The sequence below is a fragment of the Piscicoccus intestinalis NBRC 104926 genome, from assembly GCF_001515525.1.
Taxonomy (GTDB): Bacteria; Actinomycetota; Actinomycetes; order Actinomycetales; family Dermatophilaceae; genus Kineosphaera; species Kineosphaera intestinalis.
The window spans coordinates 1-23,003 of the sequence record NZ_BCNQ01000028.1; the positions used below are offsets into that span (position 1 = coordinate 1).

Here is a 23,003-nt window from a genome sequence, read left to right on the forward strand (position 1 = left end):
GGGCACGTGAACCGGGAGGCCGGGCAGGGTCGGTCAGGCGCGCAGGAGCTGGGCCGCGTACAGGGCGTAGTAGGTGAGGATCGAACTCGCGCCGGCGCGGCGGATCGAGGTGAGGGTCTCGAGCACGACGCGGTCGCGGTCGATCCAGCCGTTGGCGGCGGCGGCCTCGATCTGCGCGTACTCCCCCGACACCTGGTACGCGCACACCGGCACGTCGACCGACTCCGAGACGGCGCGCACGACGTCGAGGTAGGGCAGCGCCGGCTTGACCATGACGATGTCGGCGCCCTGCTCGACGTCGAGCGCGACCTCGCGCAGCGACTCGCGCAGGTTGCCCGAGTCCTGCTGGTAGGTGTTGCGGTCGCCGGTCAGCGTCGAGGCGACGGCCTCACGGAACGGGCCGTAGAAGCCGGAGGCGTACTTGGCCGAGTAGGCGAGCACGACGACGTCGGCGTGACCGGCCGCGTCGAGGGCGTCGCGGATGACGCCGATCTGGCCGTCCATCATCCCGGACGGCCCGACGACGTGGGCGCCGGCGCGAGCCTGGGCCACCGCCATGTCGGCGTACCGCTCCAGCGTCGCGTCGTTGTCGACGACCGTGCGCCCGCTGGGGTCGGTGCTCAGCACCCCGCAGTGCCCGTGGTCGGTGAACTCGTCGAGGCACAGGTCGGCCATCACCGAGGTCGCGTCACCGACCTCGGCGCGCACCGCGGCCAGCGCCCGGTTGAGCACGCCGTCGGAGTCGGTGGCGCCGCTGCCGACGGCGTCCTTGGCGACCGGCACGCCGAAGAGCATGATGCCCCCCAGGCCCGCGTCGGCCACCGCCCGCGCCTCGCGCACCAGCGAGTTCATCGAGTGCTGCACGACCCCCGGCATCGAGGTGATCGGCCGCGGCTCGCCGTCGTCGCCGAGGTCCTCGGCGACGAAGACGGGCAGGATCAACTGCGCCGGGTCCAGCCGCGTCTCGCGCACCAGGGCCCGCAGCGCGGGCGTCGTGCGCAGCCGACGCGGCCGGATCCGGGATCCGGCCCACGCCATCAGCGGGCCTTGCGGCGACCGGTCGTGCGGGCCTCGCTCGGCCGGCGCAGCGGCTCCCCGCCGGCGCGGGCCTGCTGCTGCAGCACGGTGCCGTAGTCGGCGAGGGCGTCGATGAGAGCGTCGCCGCTGGCCGTCTCCGCGATGACGGAGACGGTGAGCCCGTGCTCCTGCGCGGTCTTGGCCGTGGCCGGGCCGATGCACGCGACGACGGTGTTGGGGTGCGGCTTGCCGGCGATGCCGACGAGGTTGCGCACCGTCGAGCTCGACGTGAAGACGACCGCGTCGAACGCGCCCGACTTGATCGCCTCGCGGGTCGGCGCGGGCGGCGGGGCGGCGCGCACCGTGCGGTAGGCGGTGACGTCGTCGACCTCCCAGCCCATCTCCTGCAGCCCGGCGACGAGGGTGTCGGTGGCGATGTCGGCCCGCGGCAGCAGCACGCCGTTGATCGGGTCGAGCACGTCGTCGTACGGCGGCCACACCTCGAGCAGCCCGCGTGCGGACTCCTCACCGGCGGGCACGAGGTCGGGCTCGACTCCCCAGTCGCGCAGCGCCTGCGCGGTGACCCCGCCGACGGCGGCGATCTTCAGGCCCGCGAAGGCCCGCACGTCCAGGCCGATCTCGGCGAGCTTCTCCTTGACGGCGCGCACGGCGTTCACCGACGTGAAGCCGACCCACTCGTAGCGTCCGGTGACCAGGCCCTTGATCGCCTTCTGCATCTGCTGCGGCGTGCGCGGCGGCTCGACGCTGATCGTCGGCACGACCTCGCCGACGGCGCCGTACCGGGCGAGCCGCGTCAGGGTGCCGCCGGCCTGGTCCTTGGTGCGCGGCACCAACACGCGCCACCCGAACAGCGGCCGCGTCTCGAACCACGACAGTTCCTCACGGGCAGCCACGGTGCAGCCGACGACCGCGGAGGCGGGCTCGATGGCCTCGGACTCGATGAGACCGACCGCCTCCTCCAGCGTCGTCGTCACCGTGCGCTGCGCGGTGGTCGTCGGGTCGGCGGTCAGCGCCACGGGCGTCTGCGCGTCGCGCCCGGCGGCGAGCACCCGGGACAGGCCCGCGGCGATCTGCCGGCCGTCGCCGGTGAGCACGACGGTGACGGTGTCGGCGGCCGCGCTGCTCCAGTCGGCCCGCTCGGGGTCGCCGCAGCTGGTCACGACCGTCGGAGAGTCGTTCGAGGTCAGCGGCACGCCCGCGTAGGTCGGGGCGGCGTGCGCGGTGCTGACGCCCGGCACGACCTCGACTTCCAGACCCGCCCGGTGACAGGCTCCCAGCTCGGTGGCCAGGCCGTTGAACGTGCCGGGGTCGCCGGTCATGAGCCGCACGACGAGCGGCCGGTCCGCGGAGCGCTCCGCACCCGCCGCACCGGCCGGCGCGCTCGGCGCGGTCGATCCGGTCGGGGAGTCGGTCTTCTCGTCCATGTCCGTGGCCCCCTGGGCGCCGCGCGGGTCGGTCGAGTCGGTGCGCTCGGGCGTTGTCGCCGCCGAGGCCGTCGAGGCTGCCGAGGCCGTCGAGGCTGCCGAGGCCGGCTGGGTCGCCGGAGCCACCGGCGTCGCCTGCTGCGCGGTGCGCACGAGCAGCTTGGCCCGCGACGCGCGGTTCAACTCCACGCTCTCGTCGGCGATGCCGGCGTCGACGATGCGGGCCTCGGGGCGGGCGTGGTGGGCGACGAAGTCGGGCGAGACACCCGCGTCGACGACGAGCACGTCGGCCTCCGCGATGAGATCGCGGCCGCGCACGGTCAGCAGGCCCGGGTCGCCCGGTCCGGCTCCGACGAAGGCCACGCGGGCCGGTCGAGGTGCCGAGCCGGACATGGGGATGGGTGCGCCCTGGGTCGGCGCGGTGGTGCGGTCGCGGCCGGTGACGCTCACGTCTGGCACTCCTGTTGGTCGGTGTCGTCCGCGCTGCTCACGCGGGCGTCGGAAGGGGTTCTGGTCGGGCCGGGGCCGCTCATGGGGGTGGCGCCTCCGGCGATTCGTCGAGGAGCCGGTGCGCGAGCGCCCGGCCCAGGTCGGTGGCGGCGTCCCACGTGCCCGTGAGGCTGCCGCGGCGGGCGGTGTCGACCGCAGGCTTCGAGACCGATGCGCCGGAGCCCGTATCCGTGCTGTCCGTGCTGCCGGCAGCGGCCGCGCTGGAAGCACTGTCGGCGGCGTCCGCGCCGGCCGCGACGGCCTCGGCGCTGACGGTCGCCACGAGCGAGGCCTGGGCGCCGAGGAACGCGTCGAGCTGCAGCCCGGTCTGGCCCTCGGGCCGGGCGAACGCACCGATGGGGGCGGTGCAGCCGGCCTCGAGCGTCGCCAGCAACGCGCGTTCGGCCTCGACGGCCGCGCGGGTGCGGGGGTCGTCGAGCGCACCGAGCGCCGCGACGAGGTCGGGCCGGTCGGCGCGGCACTCCAGCGCGAGGGCGCCCTGGCCGGCGGCGGGCAGCAACACGTCGGTGGGCAGCGTCTGGGTGATGTGTCCGCGCAGCCCGAGCCGGGCCAGGCCGGCGCAGGCGAGCACGACGGCATCGAGGTCGGCACCGACCCGTCGCAGCCGGGTCTCCACGTTGCCGCGGATCGGCACGATCTGCAGGTCGGGTCGTCGCACCGCGAGCTGCGCGGCCCGCCGCGGGGAGCCGGTGCCCACACGCGCCCCGGGAGGCAGGGCCTCCAGGGTCAGGCCGTCGCGGGCGCACAGGGCGTCGCGGGGGTCTTCGCGGGTCGGCACGGCGGCGACGACGAGCCCGGGTTCGGGTGCCACCGGCAGGTCCTTGAGGGAGTGCACGGCGAGGTCGATGCGACCGTCGTGCAGCGCCCGGCGCAGCGCGCTGGCGAACACCCCGGTGCCGCCGATCTGCGTCAGCGGCGCGGCGTTGACGTCGCCTTCGGTGACGATCTCGACGAGCTCGACGCTGTGGCCGCGGTCGGTCAGCAGGTCGGCGACCCACTGCGACTGGGTCGTGGCGAGCCGGCTGCGTCGGGTGCCGAGCCGCAGCGTGCCGGTGAACGGCGCCTGCGCGGCGTCGGTCCGGCGCGGTTCGGTCGTGCGGGTGGTCACCGCGTCACCCCCGGCGAGGGCGTCGCGCCGCTGGTCGCGGCGCTGCCCGGGTCGAGGTCGAACAGTTCGCGCAGGGCGCGGGCGTAGTCGGCGCCGTCGGCGCCGGTCAGCTGCTTGACGCGCACGGTCGGCGTGTGCAGCAGCTTCTCGACGACCCGGTGGATCGTCAGCTGCACCTCGGCGCGGGTCAGGTCGTCCATGCCGGGGGCCTTGGCGTCGAGCCGGGCGAGTTCCGCGGCCACCACGTCGGCCGCGTGGGTGCGCAACGCCGCGACGGTGGGCCCGACCTCCTGGCCGCGACGCGCGACGAGATAGGCGGCGACCTCGGCGGTGATGAGGTCGCGCACGGCACCGACTCCGGCTCCGTCGGCGCGGGCGGCGAGGCGTTCGCCGATCTCGGCGAGCCCGACGAGCCGGGTGTTCGGCAGCAGCGCCACGTCGGGGTCGACGTCGCGCGGCAGGGCGAGGTCGATGATCGCGCGTCGCGAGGCCCGCCCCGGCGCCGACTCGGCCGCCTCGGCGAGCGCGTCGGCCTTGACGACGTACCCGAGGGAGCCGGTGCAGGTGAGCACGACGTCGGCGTCGACGAAGGCCTCGTGCAGCTCGTCCCAGGGCAGGGGCCGGCCCCCGCTGTCCTGCGCCAGCCGCTGCGACTTGGCCCAGGTGCGGTTGACGATCGTCAGGGAGGCGGGCCGCCCGCGGGCGATCGTCGTGGCCGCCAGACCGCTCATCGCGCCGGCGCCGATGACGAGCACGTGCGCGGCGGACAGCGGACCGACGTAGTCGATGGCCGCGGCCAGCCCCTCGGAGATGAGATCGCGCCCGGCCCGGTCGATGTCGGTCTCGGCGTGCGCGCGCTTGCCGACGCGCAGCGCCTGCTGGAAGAGCGCGTTGAGGGCCGGGCCGGCGGTGCCCGCTCCCCGGGCACTTTCGAGCGAGGCCCGCAGCTGCCCGAGAATCTGCGGCTCGCCCACCGCCATCGAGTCCAGCCCGCAGGCCAGCTGGAAGACGTGCGCGATCGCGCGGTCCTCGTAGTGCACGTAACAGTGGTCGGCCAGCGCCGAGCGGGACATGCCGGTGGCCGCGACCAGGGCCGCGCCGATGTCGTCGACCGAGCCGTGGAAGGCGTTGACCTCGGCGTACACCTCGAGCCGGTTGCACGTCGCGACGACGACCGCCTCGGAGACGTTCTCACCGCGCAGCACGTGCTGCGCCAGGGTGGCGCCGCCGTCGGCATCGAGCGCGACCCGCTCGAGCACGTCGATCGGCGTCGATCGGTGGGACATCCCCATGACGACCAGACTCATCGCGCCACCTGCCTCTCCGTATCCACCCGTGCCGTCGTCTCGTGGGCCGGGGTATCGACATCTTCGATGCTGCGGCCCGTCAGCGCGGCCGAAAGGCCGCCAGAAAACCTGCGCGGACCCCGATCGAGATCCGCGTCGTCACCCAGGTCGCCGGCCACATCGTCACCCGCGCCGCCGCCGTCGTCGGAAGTGTTCTCAGCCGCCTGGGCCCGCGAGCGGAAGGCGAGTACCGCCAGCTCGGTGGCCATGTCGACGCGACGCACCAGCACCCGCTCGGGCACCTGCAGCGGGCCCGGCGCGAACGTCAGCAGCGAGGTGACCCCCGCGTCGACGAACGCGTCACACGCCTCCTGCGCTCCCTCGGCCGAGGTGGCCACCACGCCGATCCCGGCACCCTCCTCGGTCACGACCTGCGCGAGCGTCGCCACGTCTCCGATGACGACGTCTCCCACGCGGCGCCCGATGACGCCCGGGTCGCGGTCGAGCAGGGCGACGACCCGGAAACCGGACCCGACGAACCCGGGATACCCGGCGAGCGCCTGCCCGAGCCGACCGGCCCCGACGATGACGATGGGGCGCGAACCGCCGACCCCCAGTCGCCGGCCGATCTCAGCGGCGAGATGCGCGGCGTCGTACCCGACCCCACGCACGCCGTACGAGCCGAGGTAGGACAGATCGCGACGCAACTGCGCCGGGTTCACCCCCGCGGCAGCGGCCAGATCGCCGGACGATACCGTGTCGATGTCGTGGCGGAGGAAGTCGCTCAGCGCCCGGAGGTACTCCGGCAGCCGCGCCACCGTGGCATCAGGGATGTCACGAGGTGTTGCGGTGTCGGCAGGCAACGGAAGTCACCGGCTCCTTCGGCGTTCGGGTTGTCACCCCGCCCGGGGGCGGTGTGGCGAAAGTCGCGTCACAGGAAACATGACGACCGTGCTTACCTTATGTGCGCGCGTCGTCTTGTTCCAAACCCTGAACGCCGCCTGGACCGGCCTGCGGAACAGCGACCCACGGGTCCCGACGCCCGCGATGCGTGTGCGACCTGCACACCCCTGGCAGATCTCCCGGCGGATCGGTTGCGCGGACGCCCCGCCCGGGACGGCCAGGTTTCTCAGGCCGACCTCAGCCCGGAGGCGGTCAGGGCGGTGCGCAGCCGACCCTCGCTGACCCGCCAGTAGTCGTGCGGGCGCCCGTCGACCAGCGTGATCGGCAGCTGCTCCCACCACATCGGGTCGGGGTTCTCGACGTCGAGGATCGACTGCTCCTGCCACCCGACGCCGAGTTCGTCCGTCACGCGCACGACGACCTCCCGGGCCAGCGTGCACAGATGACAACCGGGCTTGGTGATCAAGGTGACGCGAGGTTCGTCAGTGCTCATCGCTCCACTCTATGGAACCGGTGGTCAGGCGAACGCCTGGAGAACACAGTGTGGACAGGGCGCGTCGCTCGGACCGTGTGCTCAGGGGTTGCTCAGGGGGTGCTCAGAACGCCGAGCCGCGGTCGGCCAGCAGCACGTGCAGGCGGCTCTGGATGGTCTCGCGCACCCGGTCGGTCAGCTCGAACACGAGCAACGAGTCCTCCGCGGCCTCGGCCCCGAGGTCGGCCACCTCGACCGGGGGTGAGAAGTCGATGATCCACCGGCTCGGCAGCGGCACCAGCCCGAGCAGCCCCAGGTGCGGGAACGTCGGCGTGACCGGGAAGTACGGCACGTCGAGCAGGTGGGCCAGAGCCGTCAGGTCGCCGATCTTGGGGTAGATCTCCTCCGCGCCGACGATCGCGCACGGCACGATCGGGGCGCGGGTGCGCAGCGCGGTGCCGACGAAGCCGCCGCGGCCGAAGCGCTGCAGCCGGTACCGGTCGGCGAACGGCTTGCCCAGGCCCTTGAAGCCCTCGGGCCACACGGCGACGAGTTCGCCGGCCGCGAGCAGGCGCTGCGCGTCGCTGGGGGCGGCCAGCGTGGTGCCGCCGGCGCGCGCCGTCTCACCGAACACCGGGAGCCGGAACAGCAGGTCGGCCCCCAGCAGCCGCAGGTGCCGCCCGCGCGGGTGGGTGTCGTGCACGGCGACCTGGGTCATCAGGCAGTCGATCGGCAGGGTGCCCGAGTGGTTCGCGACGATGAGCGCCGCGCCGTCGTCGGGGATGTTCTCGATGCCGCGCACCTCCACCCGAAACCAGCGCCGGTACAGCACCCGGAGCACCGGCAGGTAGATGTGCTCGGTGAAGTCCTCATCGAATCCGTAGGCGTCGACCTCGAGTTCGCCGGCGAGACGGCGGCGCAGGTAGGCCAACAGGGCCGCCACCCGCTGCTCGACCTCACGCTCGGTGAGATCTCCGCCCGCCGCGCGCACCGCCCATCGCAGCGCCGCGATGAGCGTCTCGACACCCTGCTCGAGCCGCTGTGCCAACTCCGCTTGCGCCTGAGCGGATTCGCGGTCGGTGCTCATTCGCGCGCCCCCCGTGACATCCCCGCGACCCCAGGCAGCCCCGTCATCCCCGTGATCCCTGCTACCCCAGGCAGCCCGAGGCCCGGGTGGCCGGCCCGTTCAGGGCGTTCCGGGCCCTCGGGGCGTTCGCGTGGGGTGCGCGCGGCCACACCCGCGGCGAAGTCGACGAGGGTGGCTCGGGTCGACCACCGTGGCTCCATCCGCAGCACGGTGCGCATGCGTGCCGTGTCGAGGGCGCGCCCCCACATCAGGTAGTCGATCTGGTCGTTGGTCAGCGTCGGGGCGCCGAAGCGGCGGGCGAGCGAGCCGAGGCGCCGGCCGGGCACCGTCGGCAGCGGCAGGGTCGGGCTGCCCAGCAGGCGGGCGGCCTGGCTCAGGGTGACCACCCCGTCTCCGGCGACGTTGACGACGCCCTCACAGGTGCCGGTCGCGGCGGCCGCCAGCGCGTCGACCGCGTCGTCGGGGTGCAGCAGCTGCAGCCTCGCGTCGTAGCCGAGCGGCACGGGCAGCACCGACGAGCGCAGGTAGTCGGTGAAACTCGACTGCACCTGGCTGCCGACCATGTGGGCCATCCGCAGCACGCAGGTCGCGACATCGGGGCGCCGCCGCGCGAGCGAGCGCACGTAGCCCTCCACCTCGACCGCGTCGCGCAGGTACCCGCCGCGGATGCGCGCCCCCGTCGGCATGCCCTCGGTGAACACGGCCGGATCCTTCGGCGACGAACCGTACACAGAGGCAGTCGATTTCAGGATGAAGCGGCGCAGCTCGGGCCGGGCCTGACAGGCGGCCAGCAGCTGCATCGTGCCGATGACGTTGCGTTCTTTCTGAGAGTCGCGCGCGGTGCCGGACCGCACGTCGGCGCTCATCGACAGGTGCACGACGACGTCGACCCGGGCCTGCCCGATGATGCGTCCGATGAGCGGGTTGCCGATGTCGGCTCGCACGAAGTCGGCCTCACCGAGCGGGAACTGCGGTTCGGGCAGGTCCACGCCGATGACCCGGTCGACCCCGGCTCGTGTGCTCAGCTCCCGAGCCAGCCGCGCCCCGGCGTAGCGGGACACGCCGGTGACGAGCACCGTCGACATCGCACCTCCAGGTGGCCGTCAGCCGTGGCCGATGAGCCACTGGCAGCGGCGGCCGGCGTCGTCGCGGCCGCCGCCGGACATCACTTCTTGTTGCGACGCTGGTGCCGCGTCTTGCGAAGCAGCTTGCGGTGCTTCTTCTTCGCCATGCGCTTGCGGCGCTTCTTGATGACAGAGCCCATGTGTCGTCCTTGTCGTGAAGTGCGTTCGGTCGGGCTGCCCGCGATCCGGGTGCCGTGCGGCGACCCGGCGACATCGACGCAACGCGCACGCCACCGGCTTGCCGCCGCCCTCGCGGGCGCGGGCCGAACGTGCCGAAGTGGGCACGGGAGGCGGTGCGTGTGCTGCGCCGACGCGTCGGACAGTTCGACCCACCTTACTCTGCGCCGTCCGTGCCCCGGTAATCGCGAGGTCCGCCGGCCATCCGGCCCGGGCCGGCGCCGCTGGGCGCGTCCGGCGAGTCAGGGCGAGTCAGGGCGAGTCAGTCGAACCAGTGGTCCAGGCCGTGCAGCGGGAACGAGGCCTCCCGGGCCGCCATGATCGCCCGGTCGATCGCGGTCTCCGGGTCGTACCCCGACTCCCAGGAGCGCCACCAGATGCGGCCGCGCTCGGAGGTGCCGTCGCCCATGTTCGGCGGCGCCTGCACACCGAATCGCTCGGCCACGTCCTCCAGCCAGCGCTGCGGCACCTCGGTCTCCACGCTGATGTCGCGGTGCGCCGCGATGGCCACGAGGTGGGTCCACGAGCGGGGCACGACTCCCACGACCTCGTAGCCGCCGCCGCCGAGCGCCACCCAGCGGCCACCGCACAGTTCGTGGCTCAGGTCGTGCAGCGTCTGCGCGACGATGACCTGAGCGTCGACCGAGATCGACAGGTGCGCGAGCGGGTCGGTGAAATGCGAGTCGGCGCCGTGCTGGGTGACCATGATGTCGGGCTCGAAGGAGCGCACGAGCGCCGGCACGACCGCGTCGAACGCCCGCAGCCAGGCGCCGTCACCGACTCCCGGAGGCAGGGGCAGGTTGACGGCATAACCCTCGGCGTCGGGCCCGCCCAGGTCGCGGGGAAAGCCGGTGCCGGGAAACAGCACGGCCCCGGTCTCATGCACCGAAATCGTCAGCACGCGAGGGTCGTTCCAGAACATCTTCTCGACGCCGTCGCCGTGGTGGGCGTCGACGTCGACGTAGACGACCCGCTTCGCGCCGTTGTCCAGCAGCCAGTCGATGGCAAGCGCGGCGTCGTTGTAGATACAGAATCCGGAGGCTCGATCGGGCATCGCATGGTGCAGCCCGCCGGTGAAGTTCACGCCGTGTTGCGCGGAGCCGGTCCACACCGACTCCGCGACCAGCCGGCTGCCTTCGGCGATGCGGGCGCTGATCTCGTGCATGCCGACGAACGCGGGGTCGTCCTCGGTGCCGAGCCCGAACTGCTCGAGCGGGGCCGACGGGTCGAGGGACGCCTTGCGCACGGCCGCGATGTACGCCTCGTCGTGGATGCGCGCGAGCACCTCGTCGGTGGCCGCCTCCGGCGCGTCGACCTGCACGTCCGACCCTTCGAACAGCCCGAACTCGCGGCACAACCGCGCGGTGAGGTCCAGGCGCACCGGGCTCATCGGGTGGCCGAGCCCGAAGTTGTACCCGGTGAATCCGTCGTCCCAGATGACGTGGGCCTGCGTTGCCATGACCGCACCCTAGCGATTTGTTGGTCGGGACCGCCGAGTCAGCCGTGCGCCATGTGCGAACCCTGCGGTTCACGCACGGGCGCAGGCCGCGAGCGGATCAGCGTTGTGTCGGCCCGGACGGGCGAGCCCGGTTCAGCGGTGCAGGGCGAGCACCATGGCGGCCTCTTGGTCGCCGTCGTCCTCGCCGCCCTGGTGCGCCATCGGGCGTCGGTAGCCGGTGGGCCGGAAGCCGTAGCTGCTGGCGAACGCCACCGCGCGGCCGTTGTCGGTGCCGACCCAGTAGACGAGCTGGGTGTGGCCATTGTCGTGCGCCCGCCGGGCCGCGGCCTGCACCAGCGCCGCGGCGACACCGCTGCCGCGCAACTCCGAGGGCACGAAGAGACCGAAGATCTCCGCCGCGTTCTCGTACAGGTCGGTGTTCGCGCGCAGCGACAGGATGCCCACCGGCTCGGAGTCACGCTCGGCCAGCAGCCGCAGCGACCGCCGCATGCGCGTGCGCCAGAACTTCTCGTCGTACTCGGCCTCGGTGGCGTGGTCGGCGACGAAGGCCTCCGGCGACTCCTTCAGTGCGCGCAGGCGGAATTCCTTGTACTGCTCCCACTCGTCTTCCCCGAGGACCCGGATACTGATTTCGCTCACGCGGCTCACCTTTCGTGCAGGGGCATACCCCCGGACCGGTCCCACAGTAACAGCGGCGAGGCGACCGTAACCCGCTCCGGTCCCCCGGTGAATTCGAGCTGTTCACAGCAGCGCGAACGGCGCCCGGCGACGAAACGTGGCGAAACGCCGGGGTTCGCGCGCCGCCCGGCGCCCTCAGCCGCCCAGCTCCTGGGACCGAGCCTGGGCGGCCTCCATGCCGGCGATGATCGCCGATCGGAGCCCGTGTCGGTCGAATTCGCGCAGCGCCGCCGCGGTGGTGCCGCCGGGGCTCGTGACCTGCTCGCGCAGAAGCCCGGGCGAGGTGTCCGAATCCCGCAGCATGGTCGCCGACCCCAGCAGGGTCTGCACGGCAAGCTGGGTGGCCACCGGCCGCGGCAGCCCGAGCAGCACGCCCCCGTCGATGAGGGCCTCGGCGATCGCGAAGACGTACGCCGGCCCGGAGCCGGACAGCGCGGTGACCGCGTCGAGTTGCTTCTCCGGCACCGCGACCACCTGGCCGCAGGCGCTCAGCAGCTCGCGAGCGAGGTCCAGCTGCTCCGCGCCGCAGTGCTCCCCCGGGCTCAGCGCCGCCATGCCCTCACCGAGCAGCGCGGGCGTGTTCGGCATGACCCGCACGGTGGCCGCCCCCGCCGGCAGATGCTGCGACAGCGTCGCCAGCCGCCACCCCCGCCGCGAGGCTGACGACGAGCGCGTCGGCGCCGAGCGCGGGGGCGATGTCGTCGAGCACCCCGGGCACATCCGGCGGCTTGACCGCCACGACGACCAGGTCGGCGCCGTCGGCGGCGGCGGCGTTGTCGGGCGCGACGACCACGCCCCGCTCGCGCCAGCGGCCGGCCGCGGCCTCGTCGAGCGTCGTGATGCGCGCCCGCTCGGGCGTGACGATCCCGGCCCGCAGCACCGCCTCCAGCACCGCCGACCCCATGGCACCGGCTCCCAGCAGGGCCAGCATGTGTTCTGCCATCAGGCGCTCCTCACGCTCTGGTTCGCTCGGTCATCGGGAGCCCGAGGCGCCCAGCAGCGACGGCACGTCGCCGGGGCGCTCGGCCACCCGCTCGACGAGGTAGGGATACCAGTCCGGCCCGTAGGGCAGGTAGACCCGCATCCGTCCGCCGCGGTCGGCGACCACCGTCTGCCGGCGTGGCCGCACGCCGTACGACAGCTGGTACTCCACGTCGTCGGGGCCCAGGCCGCGGCGGCGCGCGAGCTCCTCGGCGATCGCGATGAGCCGCGGATCGTGGGTGGCCACGGTGGGGTGCGCGCCCGGCTGCAGCAGCAGCTGCAGGCAGCGCACGTAGGCGCGGTCGGCCTCACGGCGGCCGCGGACGGTGCCGGGCGCGCGCACCGGGCCCCGGACGAGCCGCACCGGCACCCCGGCGCGGGTGAGTTCGGCGCAGTCGCTCTCGGTGCGGGCCACGCTGGCCCCCAGCGCCACTCCCACGTCGGCGTTGAGATCGCGGCGCAGTCGGGCGACCGCCGCCAGCACCGCGGCCTGGTCGAGGCCGGGTTCGGTCTCCACGGTCACGCGCGTGCCCGCCTCCGCGGCGCCGGCGACGATGTCGCCGGTCATCTCGGTGGCCATCGCCAGGCCGTCGCGGCCCACGTGGGCGCCGAGCAGGCCCAGCCGCAGGCTGATGTCGGTGCGGCCGTCCTGCGCGTAGCCGGCCTGCGTGAGGCGACGCAGCAGCTTGCGCAGCCGCTTGCGGCGGTCCTTGGCCTCGCTGCGGTCGATCGGGTCGGCGGCCAGGTAGGTCGCGCTGACGAGGCGGCCGCGGGCGAGCAGCTCGCCGGTGACGTCGAGTTCGGCGGTCAGCGACTCGCCGGCGATGCAGCGGCGCACGAGGCGCGCGCTCACGCCGCGCGACTCCACGAACCGGCGGGCCCGGGGGTCCTGCACGACGCGTGTCACCAGTTCACTCGCGCCGGGTCGTGCCGTCATGCCCGCTCCCGCCCGCCTCGGCTCAGTCGCCGAGCCATCGCCATCGGTTCCGACCGTTCGCCGGAATCGCCTGTCGCAGTAGTCGATTCGTCGACCAACTCGGCCTCCTCGGGGTCGTTCGACTGGCCCAGGTGCGTGCGGGCGAAGGCCAGCGACGCGCGCAGGTCGGCCTGTCGGTGTCGGCCTCCTCGCCGCCTCGTGTTGACCTCGATCGTCACGTCGCCGGTATAGCCGTCGCGCACCAGGCCCGCGAGGAACTCGGCGCACGGCTGGTTGCCGCGCCCCGGAACCAGGTGCTCGTCCTTCAGCGAGCCGCTGCCGTCGGCCAGATGCACGTGCGCGAGCCGGGAACCGAGCGCCGCCTGCATGGCCAGCGCGTCGCTGTGCGCGGTCGAGGCGTGCGAGAGGTCGATCGTCACGTGGTCATAGGGCTGCGACACCGGGTCCCAGGCGGGCAGGTAGGCCTGCACATGCCGCTGTCGCGCCCGCCACGGGAACATGTTCTCCACCGCGAGCGTGATGTCGCGCTCGTGCTCGCGCTCGGCCACCCCGTCGACGAACGTGCGGGCGTACTCCCGCTGCCAGCGGAACGGTGGGTGCAAAACAATTGTCGGGCAACCCAATTCGTGGGCAAGGTCGATGGATCGGTCGATCTTTGTCCACGGGTCGCTGGCGCCGTAGACGCGCTGCGCGACGAGCAACGTGGGGGCGTGGATGGAGGTGACCGGCACCCCGTGCCGCTCGGCGAGGCGCCCCAGGATGGCCGCCGACTGCGTGACCGGGTCGGACAGAACCATGACCTCGACGCCGTCGTAACCGAGCCGGGCCGCGGTCTCGAAGGCCGCCGCGACGCCCATCGGGTACACCGAGGCGGTCGACAGGGTGACCCGCGCTGGGCTCGCGGCGGGCACCCCAGCGGGCTCGGCGTCGGGCTGCGCGCCGGAGTCCGGGTGGTGGCGGTGAGAACCCGGGCGGGCCGGAGTGCCAGACGAGGGACTCGGCGAGGAGGCCGCAGCAGGGGTCCGCGGCGTCCGCCGTTTCTCCGACATGGCCTCAACCATAGCGAGCGGCCGCGACGGCTCAGGGAGCCGGGATGAGGTCCAGGTGCTGCAGGATGATGCCCTCGCGCAGCGCCCACGGGCACACGACGAGCTGCTCGATGCCGACGAGATCCATGACGGCCTCGATGACCAGCGCCCCGGCGAGCATCTGCTGGGACCGGTGGTTGGACACCCCGGGCAGGTTCGAGCGCGACTTGGCGCCCAGCTTGGCCAGCTTGGGCACGATCTTCTTGAGGTCCGCGCGCTCGAGCGTGCGCCGCACGTACGGGCCCTCGCCACTGGGCGCCGCCCCCGCCAGGCGCGCCAGCGACCGGATGGTCTTCGACGTGCCGACGTACAGGTCGGGTTCGCCGACCCGGCTCAGCTCGCGCATGACCCCGGCCACCTGCACCCGCACGTGGGTGCGCACCGCCTTGACGTCCGCCGGGTCGGGCGGGTCACCGACGAGGCGCTCGCGGGTGAGCCGGCCGGCCCCCAACGGGAGGCTGAGCGCCACGTCGGGGTCCTCGTCGGCGCCGGAGGCCAGTTCGAGCGAGCCGCCGCCGATGTCGACGAGCAGCAGCCGGCCCGCGGACCAGCCGAACCAGCGTCGGGCCGCCAGGAACGTCAGCCGCGACTCGGCCTCCCCGGACAGGACGCCCAGATCGATGCCGGTCTCGGCGAGCACGCGAGCGAGCACGTCGTCGCCGTTGGGGGCCTCGCGGATCGCGCTGGTGACGAACCCCATCAGCTGTTCGATGCCGAGATCGTCGGCCAGCTCTCGGCATTCGTGCACGAACGCGACGAGTCGGTCGGCTCCTTCAGCGGAGATGTCGCCGCTGGCGGTGGTGTGCTCGGAGAGCCGCAGATCGATCTTGTGACTGGTCGCCGGCAGCGGCTGCGCGCCCCAGTGGGCGTCCACGACCAGCAGGTGCACGGTGTTGGATCCGACGTCGATGACCCCGAGGCGCATGCCCGCACGCTATCCGTTGCGGTCGCCGCGTCACCTCGCGGCCTACAGTGTCGGCGATGGAGTGGTCAGCAGCACAGTCGCCCACCGCCTCGCCCGCCCGGGTGTGGGTGGAGTTCGAGGACCCGGCCGAGCCGGCTCAGCGGTTCCGCCTCGACCTGGCGTGGCTCACGTCCGGGTACCGGTGCATCTTCGGCGCGGGCTGCCGCGGGCTGTCCGCGCAGCGCCCGCACGACGGCTGCTGCGGCCTCGGCGCCCACTTCTGCGACGCCGACGACCTCACCCGCGTGGCCGGGGTCGTCGCCGAACTCACCGCCGACACCTGGCAGTTCGCCGGACTCGCGGGCGCATCGAACGGAGCGGGTGACGACGCGCCGGCACGCGCCGCCGACGCGGCCGGACCGTACTGCGGGTGGACCGAGCTGGAGGACGGGGAACGCAAGACGCGGGTCGTCGACGGCGCGTGCATCCTGCTCAACCGCGAGGGATTCCCCGGCGGAGCCGGGTGCGCGCTGCACGCGCACGCCCTGCGGCAGGGCCGTTCGCCCGTGCTGGCCAAACCCGACGTGTGCTGGCAGCTGCCGATCTACCGCGACTACCGCACGGTCGAGCTGCCCGACGAGTCCAGCTACCTGGAGGTGACTATCGGGGAGTACGAACGTGGTCGGTGGGGTCCCGGCGGCCACGACTTCGACTGGTACTGCTCCGGATCCGCGCTCGCCCACGCTCACGACGAGCCGCTGTACGTCAGCCACGCCGACGAGTTGACCGAGCTCATGGGGGCAGCCGGCTACGCCGAACTGGTGCGGCACTGCGACGCCCACCTGACCGCCGTCCGGGCCCTGGACGCCGGGCCGACCCGCGAGTTGCTGCCGCTGTTCGTGCACCCGGCCACCCTCGCCGCGCACGGCGGGCGAGCGCTGGGGCGCGACCGCGGGGAGGATCCGCGATGACGGAGCCGGGCGCGGGTTTCCCGGCTCCGGGAGTCGCCTCCGCGGCGACGGGGCCGTCCCCGGCTCCGTCGCCGGCGGCCCGGCCGAGCCCGAACATCTGGGAGCACCCGGACATCTACGAACTGGAGAATCGGGGCGTCGACCCGGACGGGGTGCTCGCGAGAGAGATGCGCCGGATCGCGGACTGGCGGGGCACCCGGGTGCTCGACGTGGGATGCGGATCCGGTTTCCATCTGCCGATGTTCGCGGCCGACGCGGCGCGGGTGGTCGGCGTCGAGCCGCATCCCCCGCTGGTCGCCGCCGCCCGCCGGAGAATCGCCGGTGACGCCGCTGGCGCGGGGCTCGACAACGTCGAGGTCATCGAGGCGCTGGCCCAGGAACTGCCGTGCGAGGACGACTCGTTCGACGTCGCGCACGCCCGCTGGGCGTACTTCTTCGGCCCCGGCTGCGAACCCGGGCTCGCCGAACTCGAGCGGGTCATGGCGCCCGGCGGCACCGCCTTCGTCATCGACAACGACGCCTCCCGCTCCACGTTCGGCGGCTGGTTCCGTCGGCAGTGGCCGGCCTACGACCACACGGCCATCGAGCGTTTCTGGCGGCGCCGCGGGTGGCAGCGCGAGCCGCTGCTGATCCGCTGGGACCAGCCCACGCGGGCCGAGTTCGAGGCGGTCGTCGGCATCGAGTTCGACCCCCAGCTGGCCGCGAGCATCCTGCGCGAGCACGCCGGCACCGGCGTGGACTACGCGGTCAACCTGTGGTGGCGCCGGTACTGAGGCTCAGCCCCACCGGCTCCCCGGTCTCCCAGGGGCCTACTCGCCCTCTTCGTCGGCCGGGTGCACCCCGGCGCTCTCCTGCGCGTCGTCGTCCCAGGCCGCGCGCTCCCGGGCCTGCGCCACCGCGTCGGGGCTCTCGTCGGTGGGCAGCCCGCCGACGAGTTCGCCACCGCTGCCGTCGCGCTCGCCCTCGTTGAGCTCCTCGGGGCTGGGTGCGGCGCCGTCGGTCGGCACGTCCGGAGGCGGGGCGCCGGGGTCGTCGGCGAGCTGGGACTGCGGGTCCAAGGCGTCGGTCATGGCCCCACCTTGGCATCACCCGCGGCGCGCCGCGAGAGGGAGGTCACCCTCCGGTCATCGTCGAGTCGCCGGCGCGCCCTCACCGGCATCGCGCCCGTCGGCATCGCGGCCGCCGGGGTGGGTGGCCCGCCGGAGCCGCCGCACGGGACCGGGCAGCGCGTATTCGTCGCGTCCGAGGCGGGCCAGCGGCGCCAGGTCGGCGAACCGCGGGTGCGGCAACCGGCCCGGCTCCGGCTCCGGCTCCTCCAGCACGTCCCGCGCGAGGGCGACGTGCACGACGCGGCCGAGCACGATCGTCGAGGCTCCCAGGTCGAGGGCCGCGTGCAGGCGGCACTCCAGGGCCACCGGAGAGTCGGCGACCCGGGCCGCGTCGACCGTCGCCGCCGGTTCCGTGGCCAGCCCCGCGACGTCGAATTCGCTGACGCCCGCGGGCTGGTCCGCGCCGCTGACGTTCACCTCGTCGATGAGCGCGGCGGGCGCCAGGTGCACGACGAACTCCCCGGTGGCGCGCACGTTGCGCAGCGTGTCCTTGACGCCGACCGACGTGAACTGCACGATCGGCGGGTTCGCGCTGGCCACGGTGAAGAACGAGTGCGGCGCGAGGTTGTCGACGCCGGCGGACGAGCGCGTCGACACCCAGGCGATCGGGCGCGGCACGACCACGGCCGTCAGCAGGCGGTAGACGTCACCGGGTCGGTGCTCGCTCGGGTCGATCTCGAGTCGGCTCATCCCCCCATCCTCGCCCCTGGACGCCCCCGCGCCACCAGGGAATCTCGCCGCCGCACCGGGCCGCGAGCTCGGCCCTGCGCGGTCTTGTCGGTGCTCACACCTACGGTGTGCCTCATGTCGACGAGGAACACCGCCCGCACCCGCCGCGACCGGCCCGCCTACCGCTGCGCCGAGTGCGGCTGGACCGCCGTGCGCTGGGTCGGGCGCTGCGGCGAATGCCAGGCCTGGGGCACGGTCGAGGAGGTGGGCGCCGCGAGCGGCAGTCCGACGCTGCGCACCGCTGCGGCGCCGGTGGCCGCCCGGGCCGCGGTGCCGATCGCCGAGGTCGATCCCGCCACGACCCAGGCCGTGAGCAGCGGCATCGGCGAGCTCGACCGGGTGCTCGGAGGCGGGCTCGTGCCCGGCGCGGTGGTGCTCGTCGCCGGCGAGCCCGGCATCGGCAAGTCCACTCTGCTGCTCGACGCGGCGGCGCGCGGGGCCGCCCGCGGCCGTCGGGTGCTCTACGTCAGCGGTGAGGAGTCGGCCGGGCAGGTGCGGTTGCGGGCCGAACGCATCCGCGCCCTCGAGTCGTCGCTGTATCTGGCGGCCGAGACCGATCTGGCGCAGGTGCTGGCCCACATCGACGCGATCCGGCCGGAGCTGCTCATCGTCGACTCGGTGCAGACGGTGGCCAGCGACGAGGTGGACGGGTCGGCCGGCAACGTGTCCCAGGTCCGTGAGGTCGCAGCCGCGCTCATCCAGGCCGCCAAGTCGCGCGGCATGGCCACGCTGCTCGTGGGGCACGTCACCAAGGACGGCTCGATCGCCGGGCCCCGCGTGCTCGAACACCTCGTCGACGTCGTGCTGTCCTTCGAGGGCGAGCGGCACTCCCGGCTGCGGCTCGTGCGGGCGGTGAAGAACCGGTACGGCCCCACCGACGAGGTCGGCTGCTTCGAGATGGGCGAGCGCGGCATCCTCGGGCTGCCCGACCCCAGCGGGTTGTTCCTGTCGGCGCGCGACGCCGCGGTGCCGGGCACGGCGGTCACCGTGGCACTGGAGGGGCGTCGCCCACTGGTCTGCGAGGTGCAGGCGCTGCTCAACGCGACGCAGGCTCCCTCGCCCCGACGCACGACGAGCGGCGTCGACTACTCGCGGACGGCGATGATCCTGGCCGTGCTCGAGCGGCACGCCAAGGTGAAGACCGGCAAGAGCGACTGTTACGTCTCGACCGTCGGCGGCGTGCGGCTCGGCGAACCGGCCGCCGACCTCGCCCTCGCCCTGGCCGTCGCCGGCTCCGCGCTCGACGTCGCGCCCCGGCCGCACACCATCGCGATCGGGGAGGTGGGGCTGGCCGGCGACATCCGCCGCGTCGACGGCCTGCCCCGGCGGCTGCGGGAGGCGGCCCGGCTGGGTTTCCGCTACGCGCTGGTGCCGCCCGCGGCCCTCGAACCCGACGAGATCCCGCGCGGGCTGTCTCTGCGCCCGGTCGACGACATCGCCGCCGCCGTGCGGGCGATGAACGACGCCCCAGCCCTGCGATGAGGAGGTGCCGACGATGGTGCAGAGCTTTGCGCAGCCGGCGGTGCTGACGGGAGCGCGAACGGTGCGGACGGCAGTGCTGTCGGGGGTGCTCTCGGCGGCGTGGCGGGCCCGGGCGACGGCCGTGCTCTCGGCGGCGTGGCGGGCCCGCGCGACGGCCGCGCTCGGCCTGATGTCAACCGTGACAGGCATCCTGACCAGCGCAATGTCCGATCCGCTCGGGGGCCTGCCTAAGATGTGGACACCGGTGTGTGCGCGGGCGACACCCCGGATCGGCGCTGGGGATCAGCCGAGCAGGAAGGACACCGGGTGTGGATCGTGCTGCCGCGGACGACCTGATGCGATCGACGCTGGCCGCGGTCGCTCCGGGCACCGAGCTGCGCGACGCCATCGAGCGGATCATCCGGGGCCGCACCGGAGCGCTCGTCGTGCTGGGGCACGACGAGGGCGTGGAGAGCATCTCCACCGGCGGCTTCCCGCTGGACATCGAGTTCTCCGCGACCCGACTGCGCGAGCTGGCGAAGATGGACGGCGCGGTCGTCCTGGATTCGACGCGCACCCGCATCGTGCGCGCGGCCACCCAGCTGTTGCCCGACGCGTCGATCGACACCAGCGAGTCCGGCACCCGGCACCGCACGGCGGAACGTACCGCGAAGCAGACCGGTTTCCCGGTCGTGTCGGTGAGCCAGTCGATGTCGCTCGCCGCGTTGTACGTCGGGGGGCAGCGACACGTGCTGGAGGGCTCGGCGGTCATCCTGTCGAAGGCCAACCAGGCCCTGCAGACGCTCGAGCGCTACAAGAACCGCCTCGACGAGGTGTCCGGCACCCTGTCGGCGCTGGAGATCGAAGACCTGGTCACCGTGCGCGACGTCACGGCCGTGCTACAGCGCCTGGAGATGGTGCGCCGCATCAACGAGGAGGTCAGTGGTTACGTCGTCGAGCTCGGCACCGACGGCCGGCTCATGACGCTGCAGCTGGAGGAGCTCATCGCCGGCATCGAGGACGAGCGCGACCTGGTCATCCGCGACTACCTGCCCGCCGAGTCCGGCCGCCGCCCGCAGGACGTGCTCGACAGCATGGCCGCGCTGTCCGCACCGGACCTGCTCGACCTGGCCGCCAGCGCTGCCGCTCTGGGGCACTCCACGCTGCCTGAGACCCTCGATGAGAGCGTCAGTCCACGCGGGTACCGGCTGCTGTCGAAGGTGCCGCGGCTGCCCGGCATCATCCGCGATCGGCTCGTCGACAACTTCGGCACGCTGCAGCGGCTGCTGGCTGCGGGGCTGGAAGACCTGCAGACCGTCGACGGAGTCGGTGAGGGCCGCGCCCGCGCGGTGCGCGAGGGTCTGTCCCGGCTCGCCGAGTCGAGCATCCTCGAGCGCTACGTCTGAGGTGGGCAGCCACCCCTGCGCCCGGGCCGGGTCGCGCGCCGGCCTGCCCGGCTTGCCCGGACTTCCGCGCGAACTGCCGGCTCGCCCCGAGCTGCCCGGCGAGCTGCGCGAGGCCGAGATCCGCGTCGACCTGCACGAGCCGGTGCTCGCGTGGTTCGACGCGCATGCGCGCGATCTGCCGTGGCGCCGCCCGGACGCCACCCCGTGGGGGGTGTTCGTCTCGGAGGTGATGTCGCAGCAGACTCCGCTGGCGCGGGTCGAACCGGCCTGGCTGCGGTGGATGCAGCGCTGGCCGACGCCCGCCGCGCTCGCGCAGGACTCCCCCGGGGAGGCCGTGCGCATGTGGGACCGGCTCGGCTACCCGCGGCGCGCGCTGCGACTGCACGAGGCGGCCACGGCCATGGTGCGCGACCACGGGGGCCGGGTGCCCGACACCGTGGAGACGTTGCTGACGCTGCCCGGCGTCGGCGCCTACACGGCCGCCGCGGTCGCCGCCTTCGCGTACGGGCGGCACAGCGTCGTCGTCGACACCAACGTGCGCCGCGTCCAGGCCCGGGCCGTCTCCGGGCGGGCACTCCCGGCTAAAGCGCTGACCGCCGCGGAGTCGGCGCTCGCGCGGCGGCTCGTGCCCGGCTCCGCCCAGCCGCCCGAGCAACCCGAGCAACCCGGGCGGCCGGACCAGGTGGATCCGCCCGAGCGGACCGGACCGGCCGCACTGGCCGCGCGCTGGAACGTCGCCATCATGGAGCTCGGAGCGCTCGTCTGCACCGCCCGGGCGCCGCGCTGCGGCCAGTGCCCGATCGAATCGACCTGCGCGTGGCGGGCCGCGGGTTGTCCGCCTGACGACGGGCCACCGCGGCGCGGGCAGGCGTGGGCGGGCACCGACCGCCAGGTGCGCGGGGCACTCATGGCCGTGTTGCGCGCGGCGACCGGCCCGGTGCCGCGCAAGCAGGTGCTCGCCGCCTGGCCGCAGGACGAACAACGCGCGCGGCGCTGCCTGCACGGACTGCTCGAGGACGGCCTCGCGGAGCCGGTCGACGACGATCGCGTCGCGCTCCCCGCCTAGGCCCACCGAGGCCGCCGCTCACCGCGTGGCGGGCGACCTCTGAGCGCTCGCGCAGAGCCGTTGACGGAACGATCGAACCGGACGGGCCGATCCGGATGTGCCCTGCCTCACACTGGGGGTCATGCCTTTCCTGCAACAACAGCGCGTGCGCCTGCCCGAGGGAGACGATCTGCCGGTCATCGACTTCGGCGGCCAGGGCCCCGACGTTCTCCTCGTGCACCACCTCGGCCTCGGTCCACTCGAATGGACCCGCACGATCGACGCCCTGGGCGGTCGGGTCCGCGCCGTCGCCCCGGCCCTGCGCGGCCACATGGCCTCGACGGTGCCGGCCGTGCCCAGCACCGTCGCCAGCGCCGACCTGCACCTGGTGGCGCAGGAGTTCGGGCTCACCCGACCGGTGCTCGTGCTCGCCGGGTGGATCGCCGCCGTCATGGGCCTGAGCGCGGCGGTGCAGCGGCCCGAGGCGTTCAGCGCCGTCGTGACGATCAACGGCACGATCGCCCCCACCCGCGCCCAGGCGCAGGAGGAGATCGAGGTCGTGCGCTCGCCCCAGATGCTCGCCTACTTCCGCGACCGTTTTCGGCTGGACTCGGTGGTGCCGACCCGCGCCGAGATCGAGGAGCTCGCCGAAGCCAAGGTGGCGGCGATCATGGCGGACTGGATGGTGGACGCCCAAGACGAGGTGCGCGCCGAGGTCGACGCCGGCCTGCGCCGCGTCGAGGGCGGCTGGACGACCTCGCCGAGCAGCCAGACGATCATGACGTTCTACGACCTCGACGCCGACGACCCCTGCTTTCCCACCCGCGACCTGTACGCGCAGCTGCAGGTGCCCCTCGACGTCGTGCACGGCACGGAGAGCTGGGACTACCGCAGCGAGTGGCTCGAGTACGAGATCGGCCGCGACGACCCGCCGATCCGCGTCACCGAGCTGGATTCAGGCCAGTTCCCGATGTACAGCCATCCGAACGAGATCGCGCGGCTCATCCTGCGCAGCGCCGGCCTCGAGACGGACTAGCCGAAGCCGACCTGGGCGCTCTGCCGATCGGTCGACATACCGCCCGTTCGGCAGAGCGCAAGCCCGGGCA

General features: G+C 73.6%; 24 protein-coding genes. 6 read left to right on the plus strand and 18 right to left on the minus strand.

Annotation, left to right across the window (positions count from 1 at the left end; all coding sequences use genetic code 11):
* Nucleotides 1–33: 33 nt before the first annotated feature.
* The 16 genes from hemB to PINTE_RS06750 all read right to left on the minus strand — a co-directional run bounded on the left by hemB (nucleotide 34) and on the right by PINTE_RS06750 (nucleotide 15,197).
* Nucleotides 34–1,038: a porphobilinogen synthase gene (gene hemB, locus PINTE_RS06685; RefSeq protein ID WP_068427744.1), complete on the minus strand. Its 1,005-nt coding sequence runs from the start codon at nucleotides 1,036–1,038 to the stop codon at nucleotides 34–36.
* On the minus strand, nucleotides 1,038–2,855 hold the full coding sequence (locus PINTE_RS06690; protein WP_068427792.1) for a bifunctional uroporphyrinogen-III C-methyltransferase/uroporphyrinogen-III synthase: 1,818 nt from the start codon (nucleotides 2,853–2,855) through the stop codon (nucleotides 1,038–1,040). Before PINTE_RS06690 ends, hemB begins: the two co-directional genes overlap by 1 nt.
* Before the next feature lie 136 nt (nucleotides 2,856–2,991).
* Nucleotides 2,992–4,080 carry a hydroxymethylbilane synthase gene (gene hemC, locus PINTE_RS06695; RefSeq protein ID WP_084343328.1) on the minus strand — a complete coding sequence of 363 codons (1,089 nt, stop codon included), beginning with the start codon at nucleotides 4,078–4,080 and terminating at the stop codon, nucleotides 2,992–2,994.
* Nucleotides 4,077–5,387 carry a glutamyl-tRNA reductase gene (locus tag PINTE_RS06700; protein WP_068427746.1) on the minus strand — a complete coding sequence of 437 codons (1,311 nt, stop codon included), beginning with the start codon at nucleotides 5,385–5,387 and terminating at the stop codon, nucleotides 4,077–4,079. Before PINTE_RS06700 ends, hemC begins: the two co-directional genes overlap by 4 nt.
* Complete coding sequence (locus tag PINTE_RS06705; RefSeq protein WP_084343329.1) at nucleotides 5,384–6,229, minus strand: redox-sensing transcriptional repressor Rex; 846 nt, start codon at nucleotides 6,227–6,229, stop codon at nucleotides 5,384–5,386. The genes PINTE_RS06700 and PINTE_RS06705 overlap by 4 nt, the downstream gene beginning before the upstream one ends.
* 266 nt (nucleotides 6,230–6,495) lie before the next feature.
* Nucleotides 6,496–6,762, minus strand: a complete 267-nt coding sequence (locus PINTE_RS06710; protein ID WP_068427748.1) for a glutaredoxin family protein — start codon at nucleotides 6,760–6,762, stop codon at nucleotides 6,496–6,498.
* A 103-nt stretch (nucleotides 6,763–6,865) separates the two neighbouring features.
* Complete coding sequence (locus PINTE_RS06715; protein WP_084343330.1) at nucleotides 6,866–7,828, minus strand: lysophospholipid acyltransferase family protein; 963 nt, start codon at nucleotides 7,826–7,828, stop codon at nucleotides 6,866–6,868.
* Nucleotides 7,825–8,913 carry an NAD-dependent epimerase/dehydratase family protein gene (locus PINTE_RS06720; protein WP_084343331.1) on the minus strand — a complete coding sequence of 363 codons (1,089 nt, stop codon included), beginning with the start codon at nucleotides 8,911–8,913 and terminating at the stop codon, nucleotides 7,825–7,827. Before PINTE_RS06720 ends, PINTE_RS06715 begins: the two co-directional genes overlap by 4 nt.
* An 80-nt stretch (nucleotides 8,914–8,993) precedes the next feature.
* On the minus strand, nucleotides 8,994–9,092 hold the full coding sequence (locus tag PINTE_RS21780; protein ID WP_003792170.1) for a 30S ribosomal protein bS22: 99 nt from the start codon (nucleotides 9,090–9,092) through the stop codon (nucleotides 8,994–8,996).
* Nucleotides 9,093–9,391: 299 nt separating this feature from the next.
* A complete protein-coding gene (locus PINTE_RS06725; protein ID WP_068427750.1) occupies nucleotides 9,392–10,588 on the minus strand; it encodes an acetoin utilization protein AcuC in 1,197 nt (398 codons plus the stop codon).
* Nucleotides 10,589–10,720: 132 nt separating this feature from the next.
* The gene (locus PINTE_RS06730; protein ID WP_068427752.1) at nucleotides 10,721–11,227 is read right to left on the minus strand and encodes a GNAT family N-acetyltransferase; all 507 of its coding nucleotides are present in this window, start codon (nucleotides 11,225–11,227) and stop codon (nucleotides 10,721–10,723) included.
* A gap of 174 nt (nucleotides 11,228–11,401) precedes the next feature.
* On the minus strand, nucleotides 11,402–11,854 hold the full coding sequence (locus PINTE_RS24875; RefSeq protein WP_306304844.1) for a pyrroline-5-carboxylate reductase family protein: 453 nt from the start codon (nucleotides 11,852–11,854) through the stop codon (nucleotides 11,402–11,404).
* On the minus strand, nucleotides 11,826–12,209 hold the full coding sequence (locus PINTE_RS24880) for a pyrroline-5-carboxylate reductase family protein (RefSeq protein WP_306304845.1): 384 nt from the start codon (nucleotides 12,207–12,209) through the stop codon (nucleotides 11,826–11,828). The genes PINTE_RS24875 and PINTE_RS24880 overlap by 29 nt, the downstream gene beginning before the upstream one ends.
* Nucleotides 12,210–12,239: 30 nt before the next feature.
* Nucleotides 12,240–13,184 (minus strand): proline dehydrogenase family protein, encoded by a 945-nt coding sequence (locus PINTE_RS06740; RefSeq protein ID WP_084343332.1) that lies wholly within the window; start codon nucleotides 13,182–13,184, stop codon nucleotides 12,240–12,242.
* Nucleotides 13,181–14,041 carry a sugar phosphate isomerase/epimerase family protein gene (locus PINTE_RS06745; protein WP_084343335.1) on the minus strand — a complete coding sequence of 287 codons (861 nt, stop codon included), beginning with the start codon at nucleotides 14,039–14,041 and terminating at the stop codon, nucleotides 13,181–13,183. Before PINTE_RS06745 ends, PINTE_RS06740 begins: the two co-directional genes overlap by 4 nt.
* Before the next feature lie 223 nt (nucleotides 14,042–14,264).
* Nucleotides 14,265–15,197: a Ppx/GppA family phosphatase gene (locus PINTE_RS06750; protein ID WP_068427756.1), complete on the minus strand. Its 933-nt coding sequence runs from the start codon at nucleotides 15,195–15,197 to the stop codon at nucleotides 14,265–14,267.
* 56 nt (nucleotides 15,198–15,253) lie between these two features.
* On the opposite strand from PINTE_RS06750, the gene PINTE_RS06755 reads away from it, so the two are divergent.
* Both PINTE_RS06755 and PINTE_RS06760 read left to right on the plus strand, forming a co-directional pair.
* The gene (locus PINTE_RS06755) at nucleotides 15,254–16,147 is read left to right on the plus strand and encodes a DUF3109 family protein (RefSeq protein ID WP_068427758.1); all 894 of its coding nucleotides are present in this window, start codon (nucleotides 15,254–15,256) and stop codon (nucleotides 16,145–16,147) included.
* Nucleotides 16,144–16,920, plus strand: a complete 777-nt coding sequence (locus tag PINTE_RS06760) for a class I SAM-dependent methyltransferase (RefSeq protein ID WP_084343333.1) — start codon at nucleotides 16,144–16,146, stop codon at nucleotides 16,918–16,920. The genes PINTE_RS06755 and PINTE_RS06760 overlap by 4 nt, the downstream gene beginning before the upstream one ends.
* Nucleotides 16,921–16,956: 36 nt before the next feature.
* Here PINTE_RS06760 and PINTE_RS06765 read toward each other — a convergent pair whose 3' ends face one another.
* Entirely contained in the window at nucleotides 16,957–17,217 is a 261-nt protein-coding gene (locus tag PINTE_RS06765; protein ID WP_068427760.1) for a hypothetical protein, read from the minus strand.
* A gap of 54 nt (nucleotides 17,218–17,271) precedes the next feature.
* On the minus strand, nucleotides 17,272–17,946 hold the full coding sequence (locus PINTE_RS06770) for a flavin reductase family protein (protein ID WP_068427762.1): 675 nt from the start codon (nucleotides 17,944–17,946) through the stop codon (nucleotides 17,272–17,274).
* Nucleotides 17,947–18,060: 114 nt separating this feature from the next.
* Here PINTE_RS06770 and radA point away from each other — a divergent pair, with 114 nt between their 5' ends.
* The 4 genes from radA (at nucleotide 18,061) to PINTE_RS06790 (ending at nucleotide 22,933) form a co-directional block, all read left to right on the plus strand.
* Nucleotides 18,061–19,467: a DNA repair protein RadA gene (radA, locus tag PINTE_RS06775; RefSeq protein ID WP_068427764.1), complete on the plus strand. Its 1,407-nt coding sequence runs from the start codon at nucleotides 18,061–18,063 to the stop codon at nucleotides 19,465–19,467.
* A gap of 335 nt (nucleotides 19,468–19,802) precedes the next feature.
* Nucleotides 19,803–20,852 carry a DNA integrity scanning diadenylate cyclase DisA gene (disA, locus tag PINTE_RS06780; RefSeq protein WP_068427798.1) on the plus strand — a complete coding sequence of 350 codons (1,050 nt, stop codon included), beginning with the start codon at nucleotides 19,803–19,805 and terminating at the stop codon, nucleotides 20,850–20,852.
* Nucleotides 20,853–20,955: 103 nt separating this feature from the next.
* A complete protein-coding gene (locus tag PINTE_RS06785) occupies nucleotides 20,956–21,918 on the plus strand; it encodes an iron-sulfur binding domain-containing protein (RefSeq protein ID WP_217996521.1) in 963 nt (320 codons plus the stop codon).
* Between the two features lie 121 nt (nucleotides 21,919–22,039).
* Nucleotides 22,040–22,933, plus strand: coding sequence for an alpha/beta fold hydrolase (locus PINTE_RS06790; protein ID WP_157087118.1), 894 nt, complete (start codon nucleotides 22,040–22,042; stop codon nucleotides 22,931–22,933).
* Nucleotides 22,934–23,003 lie beyond the last annotated feature (70 nt).